At 67.5% G+C, this 14,653-nt stretch carries 15 protein-coding genes and 1 tRNA gene; 6 read left to right on the top strand and 10 right to left on the bottom strand.

Annotated elements, in window-relative coordinates; all coding sequences use genetic code 11:
- Positions 1-2 precede the first annotated feature (2 nt).
- The gene (locus tag ACOQPH_RS16235; RefSeq protein ID WP_420622357.1) at positions 3-1,571 is read right to left on the bottom strand and encodes a 2Fe-2S iron-sulfur cluster-binding protein; all 1,569 of its coding nucleotides are present in this window, start codon (positions 1,569-1,571) and stop codon (positions 3-5) included.
- Positions 1,572-1,636: 65 nt separating this feature from the next.
- Complete coding sequence (gene erpA / locus ACOQPH_RS16230; protein ID WP_420624374.1) at positions 1,637-1,999, bottom strand: iron-sulfur cluster insertion protein ErpA; 363 nt, start codon at positions 1,997-1,999, stop codon at positions 1,637-1,639.
- Between the two features lie 151 nt (positions 2,000-2,150).
- Here erpA and ACOQPH_RS16225 point away from each other — a divergent pair, with 151 nt between their 5' ends.
- The gene (locus tag ACOQPH_RS16225; protein ID WP_420622356.1) at positions 2,151-3,344 is read left to right on the top strand and encodes an Mrp/NBP35 family ATP-binding protein; all 1,194 of its coding nucleotides are present in this window, start codon (positions 2,151-2,153) and stop codon (positions 3,342-3,344) included.
- Positions 3,345-3,438: 94 nt separating this feature from the next.
- Here the strand turns inward: ACOQPH_RS16225 and ACOQPH_RS16220 are convergent, their stop codons facing one another.
- The 5 genes from ACOQPH_RS16220 to ACOQPH_RS16200 all read right to left on the bottom strand — a co-directional run bounded on the left by ACOQPH_RS16220 (position 3,439) and on the right by ACOQPH_RS16200 (position 6,583).
- Entirely contained in the window at positions 3,439-3,663 is a 225-nt protein-coding gene (locus ACOQPH_RS16220; protein WP_420622355.1) for a hypothetical protein, read from the bottom strand.
- 219 nt (positions 3,664-3,882) lie between these two features.
- The gene (locus ACOQPH_RS16215) at positions 3,883-4,389 is read right to left on the bottom strand and encodes a hypothetical protein (protein ID WP_420622354.1); all 507 of its coding nucleotides are present in this window, start codon (positions 4,387-4,389) and stop codon (positions 3,883-3,885) included.
- A complete protein-coding gene (locus tag ACOQPH_RS16210) occupies positions 4,317-5,111 on the bottom strand; it encodes a hypothetical protein (protein WP_420622353.1) in 795 nt (264 codons plus the stop codon). Before ACOQPH_RS16210 ends, ACOQPH_RS16215 begins: the two co-directional genes overlap by 73 nt.
- Positions 5,108-5,572, bottom strand: coding sequence for a fibronectin type III domain-containing protein (locus ACOQPH_RS16205; RefSeq protein ID WP_420622352.1), 465 nt, complete (start codon positions 5,570-5,572; stop codon positions 5,108-5,110). The genes ACOQPH_RS16210 and ACOQPH_RS16205 overlap by 4 nt, the downstream gene beginning before the upstream one ends.
- A 147-nt stretch (positions 5,573-5,719) precedes the next feature.
- Positions 5,720-6,583: an NUDIX hydrolase gene (locus tag ACOQPH_RS16200; RefSeq protein ID WP_420622351.1), complete on the bottom strand. Its 864-nt coding sequence runs from the start codon at positions 6,581-6,583 to the stop codon at positions 5,720-5,722.
- A 76-nt stretch (positions 6,584-6,659) separates the two neighbouring features.
- Here ACOQPH_RS16200 and selA point away from each other — a divergent pair, with 76 nt between their 5' ends.
- Together selA and selB are read left to right on the top strand one after the other, a co-directional pair.
- Complete coding sequence (selA, locus tag ACOQPH_RS16195) at positions 6,660-7,970, top strand: L-seryl-tRNA(Sec) selenium transferase (protein WP_420622350.1); 1,311 nt, start codon at positions 6,660-6,662, stop codon at positions 7,968-7,970.
- Positions 7,971-8,273: 303 nt separating this feature from the next.
- Positions 8,274-9,998, top strand: coding sequence for a selenocysteine-specific translation elongation factor (selB, locus tag ACOQPH_RS16190; RefSeq protein ID WP_420622349.1), 1,725 nt, complete (start codon positions 8,274-8,276; stop codon positions 9,996-9,998).
- 73 nt (positions 9,999-10,071) lie between these two features.
- On the opposite strand, the gene ACOQPH_RS16185 is transcribed toward selB, so the two are convergent.
- Together ACOQPH_RS16185 and ACOQPH_RS16180 are read right to left on the bottom strand one after the other, a co-directional pair.
- Positions 10,072-10,338 (bottom strand): WhiB family transcriptional regulator, encoded by a 267-nt coding sequence (locus ACOQPH_RS16185; protein WP_420622348.1) that lies wholly within the window; start codon positions 10,336-10,338, stop codon positions 10,072-10,074.
- Positions 10,339-10,403: 65 nt separating this feature from the next.
- Positions 10,404-11,825, bottom strand: a complete 1,422-nt coding sequence (locus ACOQPH_RS16180; RefSeq protein ID WP_420622347.1) for an NfeD family protein — start codon at positions 11,823-11,825, stop codon at positions 10,404-10,406.
- Between the two features lie 119 nt (positions 11,826-11,944).
- Between ACOQPH_RS16180 and ACOQPH_RS16175 the strand changes: the two genes are divergently transcribed.
- The 3 genes from ACOQPH_RS16175 to ACOQPH_RS16165 all read left to right on the top strand — a co-directional run bounded on the left by ACOQPH_RS16175 (position 11,945) and on the right by ACOQPH_RS16165 (position 13,552).
- Positions 11,945-12,331 carry a response regulator transcription factor gene (locus ACOQPH_RS16175; RefSeq protein WP_419551471.1) on the top strand — a complete coding sequence of 129 codons (387 nt, stop codon included), beginning with the start codon at positions 11,945-11,947 and terminating at the stop codon, positions 12,329-12,331.
- 80 nt (positions 12,332-12,411) lie between these two features.
- Positions 12,412-12,485: transfer RNA gene (locus ACOQPH_RS16170), tRNA-Pro, on the top strand.
- A gap of 53 nt (positions 12,486-12,538) precedes the next feature.
- Positions 12,539-13,552 (top strand): NAD(P)-dependent oxidoreductase, encoded by a 1,014-nt coding sequence (locus ACOQPH_RS16165; protein WP_420622346.1) that lies wholly within the window; start codon positions 12,539-12,541, stop codon positions 13,550-13,552.
- A 28-nt stretch (positions 13,553-13,580) separates the two neighbouring features.
- Here the strand turns inward: ACOQPH_RS16165 and ACOQPH_RS16160 are convergent, their stop codons facing one another.
- A complete protein-coding gene (locus ACOQPH_RS16160; RefSeq protein WP_420622345.1) occupies positions 13,581-14,600 on the bottom strand; it encodes an aspartate-semialdehyde dehydrogenase in 1,020 nt (339 codons plus the stop codon).
- Positions 14,601-14,653: the final 53 nt, after the last annotated feature.

Below are 14,653 nucleotides of genomic sequence, written 5' to 3'. Positions count from 1 at the left end.
GGTCAAGGTGCTCTTTGCGTCCGGGGTGGGGCTCCTGCGCTGAGCCAAGTGGCTGCTGCTACTGCTGCGAATACTGCTTCGCCCGCTGGGACGGGGGGCTGGTTGGAGGGTTTGATCGTGACTTCGATGTTGGGGGTGTCGGCGGAGCGGGCTATTTCGAAGCTGCGGATGGTGAGGTCTTGGACTTCGCCTTTGGCGTCTACTGACAGGGACTCGGAGGTGACCCAGCTCCAGGCCATGTGGGTGGCGCCGATTGCGTAGCTGCGCAGGGTCACGTTGTCGAGGGGGTCTCCAGCTTCGATGTGCACTTCGATTCCGGTTGGACCGACCGTTGCCTGGGCTGTGGCTCCTGCGGGAGACGTGATCTTGACCGTGGCGGTGCCGCTCGTGTGGAGTGGTTCGCCGGATTGCAGCCGCTCTAGCGCTGTGGCCAGCATGTTTGCTTCGGCCCAGACTGCGGCGCGTAGTGCGAGCGAGGTTGGGGGGCCCGGCACTTCTACTTCTTCGATCGTTGCTGCTGGCAGGACGGCTCGGAGGATGTCGGCGGCGCCGGGTGTTCTTGCTATTCGGATGATTCCGGTTCCGTCGGCTCTGAGGCCTGCAGCTAGCGGGGGGCGCTTGGGGCCTCGGCGTACTGCGTCTTCTCGTGACCACAGCGCGCGGACTGGCTGGCCGAGTTGGGCTGCGAGCTGTTGCGCCTCGTCTTGGATTGGCGACGATGTCTTGCCTCCGAATGCACCGCCGTTTGCCAGCGGATCGGATGGTTCGCCGCCGGGCACGCACCATGCAGCGTCGGTTTCGAGGTAGCCGGGCTCGGTCCAGCAGGTCGTCAGGCGGACGTCCCATTGCTTGCCAGCCGGCGGTTCGGGGATCTCGATGGGTGGAACAGGTTCGAGCGTGCTGCGGCGACCCTGCACTTTGGCGGCCTGGCGGCGCGCCTCGGTCAGGGTCTCTGCCGCAAACCAGTTGCCGTCTGGTCCGGCAACCGCAGTGAGCGTGCCTGGGGGTGCTCCGTCGGCGCCGAAGTCGAGCCCGCCCAGCACACTGACCGGCACCGATTGCTGCGGGCCGCCGGTCTCGATGCTGGCGCGGCGGGCGGCAGCCTCTGGGTCACGTTCGGGGACGTCTGCGGGTGGCGCTACGGCGTGTGCTGCGGCTTCGCGGATGGTCTGCCAGCCCGTGCATCGACACAGGTGCGCCGCCAGCGCTTTGTCGACCGTCGTGCGGTCCGACAGATCGGCGCCGCGCCGTTCGTGGCCCACGAAGCGACACACAATGCCTGGCGTGCAGAAGCCGCATTGGGTGGCACCGCATGCAAGAAATGCCTCCGACCAGCGCTGTCGCTCTGTGGGGTTCAGCCCAGCAGCTGTGGTGACGTGGCGTCCGGCCACTCTGCGAGCCGGTGTGACGCAGGCCACGCGGGGCGCGTCGTCGACCAGCACCGTGCAGCAGCCGCACTGCCCCTGAGGGCTGCAACCGTCGAGGACCGCCTCAATGCCGAGACGGTCGCGCAGCACGCCGAGCAGCGTGTCGCCGTCGTCGGGAACTTCGACGACTACGCCGTCAACCACGAACTGCAGGAGTGAGCCTGTGCTCGCCCGGCCGTCGGTCGGGCCAGGCTCGATGTCAGACGGGCTCAGCTGAACGAGCTGCCGCAGCCGCAGGTGCGCTGCGCATTGGGATTGTCGATGGCGAAACCCGATCCCATCAGGCCGTCGGTGAAGTCGAGCGTGGCGCCTTCGAGCAGCTGCGCGCTCATCGGATCGGACACCACCTTGATGTCGCCGTACGACTTTGACATGTCGTCGGAAGCCGTCTCGGAATCGAAGAACATTTCGTAGCTGAAGCCCGAGCAGCCGCCCGGCCGCACTGCGACACGCAGCGCCAGCACCGTCTCGCCTCCCGACTCAGTCAGCTCCTGAGTAATGAGTTCGTGGACCTTTTCAGCGGCGGTATCGGTCAGCGTGATCACAACAGTGACTCCCGAATCAGCCCGAATTGGGCAAATGTTCTGAGGTCGATGCTAGTGCCATCGGAGCCAGTTGCACAGGTGTGGCTTGAAACTGCGTGCAGCAGGCCGAAGGAGCCATACCCGCCGCAGCAGGCGCCGGCCTGTGGGGCCACCCGCAGCGGCGTTACCCTGCCTCAACGTGAGCACCTCCACCGATGCTCCCGTGAATGACGAGGCGATGATCGCCATCCTTCGCGGTGTCATGGACCCCGAACTGGGCGACAACATCGTCGACCTGGGCATGGTGCGCAACGCCTATCGCGAAGGCAGTACCGGGCATGTCACCGTGGCGCTGACCACCGCTGGCTGCCCGTTGCGCGCCACGATCAAGCGGGACTGCGAGACGCGGGTTGCTGGGCTGCCCGGCATCACCAACGTACGGCTGCACTGGGACGAGCTGAACGCCGCCGAGAAGGCGCGGGTGATGGAACGTGCCCGGCGCACCGCCCGCGACCACGCCACACCGAGCCAGGTGCCCGCCAGCGCCCGGGTGCTGGCGGTGGCGTCGGGCAAAGGCGGCGTGGGCAAGTCGTCGGTGACGGTGAACCTGGCGACGGCGTTGGCTTCACGCGGCTTCGTCGTCGGGGTGATGGACGCCGACATCTGGGGCTTCAGCGTTCCCCGGATGCTGGGCATGGAGGGCCGCCTCGGCGCCCGCCCGCCCGCTGAGGGCGAAGAGCGGGGCAAGATTCTGCCCGAAGAACGGCCTGCCGGTGCCGGTCTGCTGAAGGTCGTCTCGACCGGGCTATTGGTGGAGACCGAGGAGACCGCGCTGATGTGGCGGGGTCTCATGCTCGCCAAGGCCGTCGAGCAGTTCTTGCACGACGTGGACTGGGGCGAGGTGGACTACCTGCTCATCGACATGCCGCCCGGCACCGGTGATGTGCAGATGGCGCTGGCGCGCCTGCTGCCTCAGGCCGAGATGCTGGTGGTGACCACCCCCGCGCTCAGCGCGCAGAAGGTGGCGGTGCGTGTGGCCGACATGGCTCGTCGCAGCCACATGCCGATCGTCGGCGTGGTGGAGAACATGAGTGCGTTCGTCGCACCTGACGGACAGCGTTGGTCGTTCTTCGGCGAAGGCGGCGGCGAGCGCCTGGCCGCTGATCTTGGCGTGCCGTTGCTGGGTTCGATACCGCTGGAGCCCGCCGTGTCCGCTGGCGGTGATGCTGGTGAGCCTGTGACTGGCAATGGTGCTGGTGGGCTTGCGGCTGAGGTGTTTGAGCAGATCACTGAGCGGTTGGTCAGCGAGGTTTGTCCGCCCGTGGACATGGGTACCTGCACTGCTCGTCTCGAAGGCCCGATCTCCGTCACGCTCAGCTCTCGTCGCAGCTAGGGCATGGACAGCCCCCACCCCTGGGAACTCATCGTCTAGCTGAGGGTTTTCTTCTTCCAGTGAGCCTGGCCCAAACGGATCGGTTGGCTGGGGCTCAGCTCCACAGTTCTCCGTCGCGCAGGGCCTGGTGGAAGGTCTCGAGCGGCCAGACGTCGATACCGTCCTCAGTGCGGAAGGCGCGGCGGCCTCGGTAGATCACGATGCGTCGTGCGAGGCCCGGCAGGTCGGCTGCTGCTCGAAGTCCTTTGACGAAGGCGGAGTTGTATCGCTCCGCTGCCTTGACCTCGATCGCTGCGTGCCGGTGGTCGCGGCGCAGCACGAAGTCGACCTCGATGGTGGACTCGGTCGCTGCCCAGTTCCGCGGCAGTGAGCGGATGCATGGCCATACGCGACGCACGGCCCGCCAACAGGTTTGTGCCTGCGGACTTGAGCTTGCGTGCACTCGAGCCCAGAAGCGCAAACCGCAGATCCTGATCGGCGATCTGGCGATGTACCTCGTTCAGCAGGCTCGAAACCCATGTGCTACGGCCGTTGTGTGTCAGTCGAGAGTCTTCTTCTTCCAGCGGGCCTGATCCAAGCCGTTGTCGCCGGTGCAGATCACTTTGGGCGCGGTCTCGGTGCCGTAGGTCCAGCACGTGTGCCAGTAGCCCGCAGACGAATAGCGGGCGTTGTCTGGCTGGGCTGAGCGGGGTGCGTTGTAGGGGTCGTGCTGGGGATGGTGGTGGGCTTTGCCGGAATCGTTGAACCAAGCCCGGTTGCCCCAGCAGAACACCTCCCCGCCAGTGGTGCCGCATGTGTGCCACACCCCTGCAGACACCGAGTCCCACCGCTGGCCCCCAGGCGACGCGATCATGCCAGTGCAGCGCTCGTCGGCCCCGGCGTCATCGGCGCCGGCATCGAAGGTCGCTGTCGCCCGCACCTGGTAGCCGACATCCCCAGCAGCGACCACATACGAATCAGCAGTCGCGTCCGCTATCGGCTCCCAGCCCGAGTCCGCGTCCGCTCGGCGCTGCCACTGCCACGTCCCGGTGAACGGATCAGGCACCCCTTCAGGATCAGCCAAAGTCGCCCTGAGGGTCGCCCCGGTCGCGGCGCGCCCTCGACGCGCACCGCCGCGTTGTCGCCTGTGCGGTAGGTGTAGATCTTGTCGTCGATCTCGTCGACGACGAACATGGTGACCCCGTTGGACCAGATGCCTCTGGCGTGGTCGTTGTCGGCGTGCAGGGCGAACTCCAAAGCGGTGACGCGTTCGCCGCTGGCGAGGCTGATCGCTCTCGCGGTGGACTCGCCGACGCCGACGCCCTCGCGCAACGCGAAGTCGTGCCCCGACGACCGCGCGAGCCCCGGCAGATCGAACGCGTACGCCCACGGATGATCAGCACCCGAGGGCTGGCCCTCGTCGCCGGTCCACAAACGATCCCCCCAGCCCGTCACATAGAACGCCTCAGTGGTGACCCCCGCAATGTCCCGCGCCGAGTCACGATCCCCGAACGTGCCCGACAGCTCGTACCCATACACCTTCTCGTCCGCGTCGTCGCCCACCCACAACGTCACCCCGTCCGACCAGATGCTGCGCGGATCACCATTCGCCGAATCCAGCACAAGATCGGGGTAGTGCGTGCGGTCGAGGTCGTCGACTGTCTGGGTGGAGGTCTGCAGCGGCGGAGGGTCGATGGTGACGATGCTGCGGGCAGGGACCGGATCGCCGTCGGTGAGCTTGTCGGGGTCACGAATGTCGATCCGGCCGATGGTCTCGCCGGGGATCACACCGTCGTTGTTGTCTTCGCCGCCGTTGCCCCCGTCGCCGTCATTGTTGTCGTCGTTATTTGGCGGGGGGGGGGGGACGTGGACTGGCGGCTGACGCCCACAGAGTTGACCGCATTGACGCGGTACACGTAACGCGTGCCGGGCGTGATCTCGGTATCGGTGAAGGTGGTGTCCGCGGTGCCGGTGTTGTCTTCGATGACGTCGAAGCGGCCTACCTCATAGGAATCGCGCAAGCGGCGCAGGATCCGATGACCGGTGATCGACGCGTCGCCTGGATCGTCCCACCCAATCGTGACCTGATCGTGAGCGGCGGACACGACGCGCAGCCCCGTGGGCTTGCCAGGAACAGCTGGGGCATCGGCCGCAGCAGGCACCGCGAGGGTGGTCACCGCAAGCGCAAGCACGACGGCAGCGAGAGCGTTGCGCCGCAGCGGGCGTTTGTCGGGTTCTCGAACGGCCACCGGCACCTCTTGCGTGCCTCAATATGCCATGAGTGTTATTCATGACAAAGGGTCGGCAGAGTATCCCCAGCGGCCAAGAGGCCGTCGGCTGTTCGTGGCCAACCTGACGATCCTGTAGACCGCCCGGGGTGCGTAGGGGCAGGGGCGCTAGGGCATGGAGCCTGGGGGTGGGGGGTTGGCTGACGCTTCTTCGAAGCCCTCGTCTCCGGGGAGCAGGGTGAGGACTTCGCCTTCGGGGCTTACCGCTATTGCTGGCAGCAGGGCGGGGATGTCTTGTAGTTCGTCGGCCCAGGCCAGGAGGTCCGCGACCGTGTCGACTTCGAGCATTGGCTCGAGGTTCTTGTAGGTCGGGAAGATCATCATGAACTTGCCCTCGGCGTGTTGGGCGAAGGCGTCGGCGGGGCGGATCCAGGTGCTCTCGACCGTTTCGCTGCCGTCGTGCAGCGGCTCTTGGCCCTCGGGAATGTGGGCCATGAAGAAGCAGGTGTCGAAGCGGCGCGTCGGGCCGACCGGCGTGATCCAATGGCTCACATAGCGGAGTTCGTCGAGTTCGAGCACGAGTCCTTCGTCTTCGCACATCTGCGCTAGCCGCAGTTCGCCGTCATGGACTTGCCGGCGCAGCGTCTCGAACCTCTGCGCTGTGGAAGGTTCGTCGAATGACACGTGGGCTTTGCCGTTACGGGCCAGCAGGACACCGGCTTCCTCGAAGCACTCTCGGACTGCGGCCACCCAGAAAGCGAGGCCGCCATGATCGACGCCGATCATCGCTGAGGCCGTCTGGTCGTCGAGGCCGACGCAGACCGACTCCAGACCCGGGTCGTCGCGGTCCTCCGCGTCGACGGCACCGCCTGGGAAGACGAACTGGCCGGGGACGAATTCGCTGCGCGGGTTGCGGCGCAGCATGAACACCTCGAGACCGTCCGTGCCGTCGCGAACGAGCATCACGGTGGCTGCCGGCCGCAGCGGTATCTCGGCAGGAGCGCCAGCGTCAGTCCCATCGGTGTCTGTCACAGCGGCTCCGGTTCTCGCAAGGCCCCTGGGGACGTTACCGACGGGCGTGTGAGAGGGCGGCAGTAGTGTCCGGGCGATGAGGCCGCCGTCGGTGAACGACCTGGCGCTGCGGATCGCAGATGTGGGCCTGCCGCACCCCTTGCTGGTGATTGCCGCCCGAGCGGCCATCGCCGCCGGCGATCCCGACTCGGCTGCTGACGAGGCACACCGTCTGCGGCGCAGCCTGTTGGGGCCAGCGATCAACGCCACCGGGGTGTTGCTGCACACCAATCTCGGCCGGGCTCCGCTCGGTCAACAACACAGTCGAGCACCGCTCGGTCAACAACACAGCAGGGCGCCGCTCGGGTTGGAACCTGACGACGACGGACCGGTGCGCTTCAGCAACCTGGAGTTCGACCTGGCGTCGGGACGCCGCGGTTCACGCACCTCACACGCCTCGCTGCTGCTCGCGACCCTGACCGGCACCGAAGCGGCACTCGTGGTCAACAACTGCGCCGCAGCGGTGACGCTGGTGCTGGCGGCGCTGGCCCGTGACCGCGGCGTGGCGGTGTCGCGTGGCGAACTGGTGGAGATCGGCGGCGGATTCCGGGTTCCCGAGGTAATGGAGCAGTCGGGCGCGCGGTTGGTGGAGGTGGGCACCACCAACCGCACCCGTGCAGCCGACTACCGGGCGGCCGTCGAGCAGGACGACATTGCGCTGCTGCTGAAGGTGCACCCCTCCAACTACCGCATCACCGGCTTCACCGAAGAGGCCGACGTGGCGGACCTTGCCAAGATCGGGCCACCGGTGGTGTCCGACCTGGGATCGGGCCTGCTGGACGAGCGCTGCCCGTGGCTGGGGACGCGGCCCGACTGGCTGGCCGGCGAGCCGGGAGCGCGGCAGACCCTCGCAGCGGGCGCTGCACTCGTCACGTTCTCCGGCGACAAGCTGATGGGCGGCCCGCAAGCCGGAATCATCTGCGGTAATGCCGATCTGGTGGCCGCCTGTGCGTCGCACCCACTGATGCGGGCTTTCCGGCCTGGCTCGCTGGTGCTGGATGCGTTGCAGTCGGTGGCGCTGGCGTACCTGCGTCGCGATGCCGATGCGATCCCGTTTTGGCGCATGGCCAAAGTGCCGGTCGACGAGTTGGCCCAGCGGGCCGAAGCGCTCGGCGTCGGCCAGCCAGCACGCACGACCGCGCTGGCTGGCGCGGGTTCGCTGCCCGGTCAGGAGATCCCGTCTGCGGGCATCGAACTCGACGGCGACCACGCGGCTGCGCTGCGGACGTTCGATCCGCCGGTCATTGCCCGCGTCAACGAGCAGACCACCGTGATCGACCTGCGCACGGTCGATCCCGCCGACGACACCGTCGTGGCTGCCGCGGTCCGTCAAGCGCTCGGCCAGTAGCCCCGCATAACTGCACTGTGCGCGGGCGGCATCCTGGCCCGCCCGGGCGATCAGAAAACCATGAAAGTGGTTGACGCTCTGCCTGCCAGCATGACGAGAGCCGCACCCCGAAGAGTGCGGCTCTCGTGGGCCGAGCGCTGGTGCGCCGAGCTGGTTTGATACCCCGCCTCGGACGGTTCGATTCCGTCTCGGTCCACCAGCGACCCTAGGGTCGCACCACCACGCTACACAAGCCGATTCCTGGGCTCAGCCATTCTCCTGAGCATTCGGCGCGACCCGGTTCGGGCAGGGCAAGCTGGCGGCGTGCACATTGTTGGCACCGCGGGGCACGTGGACCACGGCAAGTCGACGCTGGTGCGCGCCCTCACCGGCACCGACCCCGACCGGCTGGCCGAGGAGAAGGAGCGCGGGCTCACCATCGACCTGGGGTTCGCTTTCTGCGCCTTGCCGTCAGGCAGGCAGGTCAGCTTCGTGGACGTTCCCGGGCACATCCGCTTCGTCAAGAACATGCTGGCCGGCGTCGGGGCGGTGGACGCCTCGCTGTTCGTCGTGGCTGCGCCCGAGGGCTGGAAGCCGCAATCGGCAGAGCACCTGGCGATCCTCGAACTGCTCGGCATCTCGCACGGCGTGGTGGTGCTCAGCCAGATCGGTCTCGTCGACGACGAGCTGGCCGAGTTGGCCCGGCTCGACGTTACCGACCACGTCGAAGGCACGTTCCTCGAAGACGCGCCGGTGATTGCCACCGACGCCATCGATGGCACCGGGCTCGACGAGCTGCGGGCCGCGCTCGACGACCTGTGCGCTGCCACACCCACGGCAGCCGACCGGGACCGGCCCCGCCTGTGGATTGACCGGTCGTTCGCCGCAACCGGAGCGGGCCGGATCGTGACCGGCACGCTGGCGGGCGGTGGCGTGTCAGCCGGCGACGAGCTGCAGACCGCGCCAGGCGGCCGGACGGCCCGGATTCGAGCAATTCAGACCCAGGGCGCGGCGGTCGAGCGCATCGGACCGGGACACCGGGTGGCGCTCAACCTGACCGGTGTCGATGCCGACGATCTGGGACGCGGCATCGCGCTCGTGCGGCAGGGCCAGTGGCACCGCACCCGCAGCATCGACGTGGAACTGAGGGTGCTGGACAGCCTCGGCAGCGATGTCACCCGGCGGGGCGCCTACGCCTTCTACCTCGGATCGGGCGAATGGCCCGTGCGGCTGCGAGTGCTCGGACCCGAACGCATCGCTCCCGGCGAGACCGGCTACGCCCGGCTGCACCTGCCGGTCGCGCTGCCCCTCGTGCTCGGCGACCGCTTCGTGCTGCGCGACTTCGGCCGGGGGCAGACCATCGGCGGCGGCACCGTGCTCGATCCCGATCCGCAGCTGCGAGCTTCGGTCGCCACGCCCGACGCCCGGCCCGAGCGCATGCTTGCCGAGCGCGGCTGGGTAGAGGCGGCGCAACTCGAGCGACTGACCGGCGAACGCGTCGAGCCCGTACTGGGCGATTGGGTGGCGCCGCCCGAACTGCTGGACGAACTGCTTGACGACCTGCGAGAGGGGGTCGAGCGGGCCGGTCCCCTCGGCCTGGACCTGGCTGCGCTCGACGAACGACAGCGTCTTGCGATCGACACCCTCGAGGGGATCGTGATCGACGCCGGGCGCGCCCGGCGGATGGACGCGGCAGATGTGCTCGCCGACCATCCCGTCATTGCCGAGCTTGCAGCGGCGCCCTTCTCACCGCCCGAGCCGGGCGGTGTCACCCAGCAGGAGCTCTTGGCACTGTCGGGGCGCGGCGACCTCGTTCACACGGACGGGATCTGGTTTGCCGCTTCCGCCATCGAGGCCGCGGCCCAGCAGATAGCGGGCCTGCTGAGCGCTCAGCCGGACGGCGTCACCGTGGCCGAGATCCGCGAAGAACTGGGCACGACACGCAAGTATGCGCTGCCGCTGGTGGGGTACCTGGACCGGACGGGGGTGACGCGTCGACGGGGAGACCTTCGCATTGCCGGGCCGCGGCTGCCCCCGGTATCTGATTGACGCCAGTGCAGGACTGAACCCGCGCTGGCGCGCAGCGCCAGCAGGTGGTGGCTGCAGGAACTGTGGGGGACTGCTAGCTGGCGTCGGTGCGCATTAGCAGCATGTTGCGGCGCTCGATCTCATTGCGCCCGCCCCAGATGCCATGCGCCTCACCGACGTCCAGCGCGTGTTCGAGACAGTCAGCGATCACTGAACACTGGTTGCAGATGGCTTTCGCGCGCGCCTCGCGCTGAGCTTTCTCGTCGCGCCGCTCAGTGCGGGGCGGCGGGAAGAACACCGCCGCCTGAGGTCCTCGACAAGCTGCCCTGTCCTGCCACTCCTCGACCAGCAAAGCGCTCATGTGTCCCCCTTCTCGGGGGGGACATTAGAGGACAAAAATTCACTTGACAAGAGGTAAACGAAACCTCATTCGGTTTCGGAAACCGGCGCATCAGCCCGTTTCTTGCGTATCTCGCGGTAATCCACCGCTGCACCTTCGAGCGGCTCCACCTCCAGCACCACCCCGCTGAAGCCGCTGACACGCAGCGGTTCACCCGCTTGCAGCGGTGTCAGCCGGTTCACTCGGGCCCGCCACTGAGCACCGTGGACTTCAACGGTGCCGTCGGGATCGATGTCGGTCACCGCAGTGCCCTCAACCCCGATCAGCCAATCCCGGCCCACAGTGGCGGTGCCGTACCGGGTCCGAACCAGCGCAGGCATGCCCGACAGCACGAATACGCCGACCATCACGAGGCCCACGACCAGCGGGATCCAACTCATCGAGTGCTGGCCGAACAGCAACAGCGAGCTGACGAGCAACGCCACGCCGCCCACGGCAGTCCAAAAGCGCGGCACGCCCGTTTGGATGTCCACAGCGAACGCCACGAAGGCCGCGATGAGCAGCGCAACCGCCCACGGTCGAATGTCGAGTGTCCCCAAGCCGAAGGCCGAGAGCAGCCCGCACAGAGCACCCACGACCGCGGCGACGCCGATGCCGCCGGTGTAGAAGTCAAGCAGCAGCAACGACAACCCGGCGAGCAGCAGCAAGTAGGCCACCGCCGGGCTGGCAGCGGTGTGGAACAGGCCGTCGAGCAGCGGCAGCTTGACGAACTTCACGACCACATCGGGGGCCGGGGCTCGCCGCACCACACCGTCGTCGCCGGTGACGTTCTGCCCGATCGGCGGCAAGTAGCCCGCATCCGACATGGCGAAGATGAACTCGCCGATCGATGGAGCCGTGCTGTGGATGAGACCCTCGCCCATGGCAGATTCGGCGTCGAAGTACCGGACGCTCGTGCCCGAGTGAAGCCCGTCGTCGTGACGGTGGAACCGCTCGGCATCGGGTCCATGGGCATGAATGAGGCCCTGCACTGCGGCGAAGTCGCCGATCCGACCGCCGGGCGCGATCGCGGCGAAATCGGCCATGGTGACCAGGTGGGCAGCGCCTCCCAGCGCCTGTGCGCCGCTAGGTCCGACCCACACCCCCACCGGTAGGTGCGCGAGACGCACATTGTCGAGCAGTTCGACGAGTTCGGGGTCGTCGAGCGTGGTTCCGGCACTTTCAACCTGCAGCACCACGCCGATCGCGTGACGCCCTTGCGCGGTGGCGATTTCCCGCTTGATGTACGACGCCATGATCGGATCGATGAGGCCGTTGACTTCCACCACGACGATCTGTCGGGAACCGTCGTCGCCCACGATCTGAGGGTTCTCGGCGTCGGGGGCGTGGTCGGCCGGCTCGTCGTGAGCGGACGCCGGCGAGATGGCCAAGCCCAACACGCCAGACACCAGCAGCGTCGCGGCAGCGAGGCGCGCGAACCCGCGGCGGCGGTTCTGTCGTGCTTTCACCCAGGCCCCCTGGATCGGCGACGGCCCGAACTCTAGGAGCGCTGCCCAAATGTGCGACGCGAGCCGGACCGGCCGCGACACGACGCCCAGCAGTGCAGACCCCATTACCCTGCGCCATCGTGACCGACGTGCTTCTGGCCACCGACGCAGACTGGGTCGTCGAAGAGGTGGCCGCCGCGCTTTCCGGGGCCGACGTGACCTTCCGGGTCGTGCGATCAGGTCACGAGGTCCGGCCCGCGGTGGAGGCCAGCACACCTGACCTGGTGATCCTGGACTTCCAGATCGGCAACATGGGCGGCATGGCCACATGCTTGGACTTGCGGCTCGAATCCGGCATGGGCAGGCTGCCGCGGGTGCCGGTGCTGATGCTGGCCGACCGGGAAGCCGACGTCTTTTTGGCCCGGCGTTCTGACGCCGATGCGTGGCTGATCAAGCCACTCAACCCGTTGCAGCTGCGGCGCACCGCGCACCAACTGCTGGAGCGCGACGCCGCGAGCGCCACATAGGCGGCCGTACATTCCGGTAGCGCTTGCGCTTGCGAGACCGGTAACTTCGGCCGGAGCGATCAGCCAGCGGTGATCGCAAACGGGCAGTGGCGCAGGTTGGTAGCGCGCTTCGTTCGGGACGAAGAGGTCGTGGGTTCAAATCCCGCCTGCCCGACCGGTTTATGCGAGCACGAAGCTTCGCCGTGCTCGCGACAACAGAAAGGCGTGATGCAATCGGACGCAGCGCGGCGCGTGGGCTTCATCGGGCTGGGCAACGTGGGCGGCAAGCTGGCCGGCTCATTGCAGCGCTACGGGTTCGAGCTGGTCGTGCGCGACCTGGATCCGGCTGCGATGGCGCCATTTCTCGATCTCGGTGTGAGCGAGGCCTCATCGGGTGCTGAGTTGGCGGAACGCTGCGACGTGGTGATCACCTGCCTGCCGACGCCCGCTGCGTCAGCGGCCGTGCTCGAAGCTCGCGACGGCGTGCTGGCTGGGTTCTCCTCGGCTGCGTTAGCCGGGTCGGCCGGATCGGGTTCGAAGATCTGGGCCGAGATGAGCACCACCGATCACCACGAGGTCCGCCGGCTGGGAGCGCTTGTGGAAGCCGCTGGTGGCGCCGCTATCGACTGCCCGGTATCGGGCGGCTGCCACCGGGCCGCCACCGGCAACATCTCGATCTTCGCCGGCGGCGACCGGGACACCTTCGAGGCGATGCTGCCGCTGCTCACGACGATGGGGCGCCGCATCCTGTACACCGGAGCGCTGGGCTCCGCGTCGATTCTCAAGGTGGTCACGAACTACCTGGCCACGGCCAACCTGGTCTCGCTGTGCGAGGCTTTGGTCACCTCCCAAGCGGCGGGAATGGACCTGGCCACCGCGTATGAGGCCATCCGCATCAGCTCGGGCAACTCGTTCGTTCACGAGACCGAGAGTCAGGTCATCCTGAATGGCTCGCGGGACATCAACTTCACCATGGACCTGGTGTGCAAGGACATCGGCCTCTTCGCCGACATTGCCGCTGAACAGGGCCTGCCGCTGGAGCTGTCGCCGCTGCTGGTGGACGTGTTCGCCGACGGTGCCGCTCGCTACGGCTACCGGGAGTGGTCGCCGAACATCATCCGGCGGCTCGAGGAAGCCACGGGGCGGACCATTACGGCACCCGGCTTTCCGGCCGAGATCGTCGACGACGAGCCTGAGGTGCCCGGCGCCGAAGTAGCAGTGCGCCGCGGCGACAAGTCCTAGGCGCCGCCGAGAACTTCGGCACTGTGTCTCAGATCGCCGAGAGAACCTCGGCGATTTGAATCGCGTTGAGCGCCGCTCCCTTGCGGAGATTGTCGCCGACCACAAACAGTGCCAAGCCGTGTTCGACGGTGGGATCGCGGCGGATGCGACCCACGTAGGACGGGTCACGGCCCGCTGCGCTGAGCGGTGTGGGCAGATCGGCCAGCTCGACACCCGGCGCATCGGCCAGCAACTCGGTGGCCCGCTCGGGCGAGATCGACCGCTCGAAGCGAAGGTTCAGCGCAAGCGAATGCCCGGTGAATACCGGCACCCGCACACAGGTGCCCGATACCGCCAGATCACCGATGCCCAGGATCTTCCGGCTCTCGTAGCGGAGCTTCTGCTCTTCATCGGTTTCGCCGCTGCCGTCGTCGACGAAGTTGCCCGCCTGTGCCAGCACGTTGTGAGCTATCGGGCCTGGGAACTTGTCCGGGGCCGGGTGGGTGGCAGCATCGCCGTCGAAGGTGAGCGCAGCGGCACCCTCGGTGGTCGCAGCCAAGGCACGGTCGAGCTCGTCGACGCCGGCGAGGCCCGCTCCGGACACCGCCTGGTAGGTGGCCGCCACCATCGACACCAAGCCGGCCTCAGCGTGCAGCGGCGCCAGCACGGGCATTGCCGCCATCGTCGTGCAGTTCGGATTGGCGATGATCCCCTTCGGCGCGTTGAACACCTCGGGGGCGTTCACCTCCGGCACCACCAGCGGGACATCGGGATCCATGCGCCACGCCGAGGAGTTGTCGATGACTGTCGGACCCTGTGAGGCGACGTGCTCGGAGATCGCCAGCGACGTGGTCTTGCCGGCCGAGAACAGGGCGATGTCGAGACCGGTGAAGTCGGCTGCTGCAGCGTCCTCAACAGCGATCTCGGATCCGTTCCACGACAGCTTGCGGCCGGCCGAGCGGGCAGATGCGAACAGCCGCAGCTCGTCGATCGGGAAGTCCCGATCGGCGAGGATGTCCCGCATGACGCCGCCTACCTGGCCGGTGGCTCCCACGATTCCTACGCGCATGAATCTGAGGCTACCGAGGTCGGTTCAGCGGGCTTCTGCGATTTTCTCGGCTG

It is taken from the genome of Candidatus Poriferisodalis sp. (assembly GCF_965221945.1).
Lineage (GTDB): Bacteria > Actinomycetota > Acidimicrobiia > Acidimicrobiales > Poriferisodalaceae > Poriferisodalis.
The sequence above is the reverse complement of the archived record's forward strand: the minus strand, read 5'-3'. Positions and strand labels throughout refer to the sequence as shown.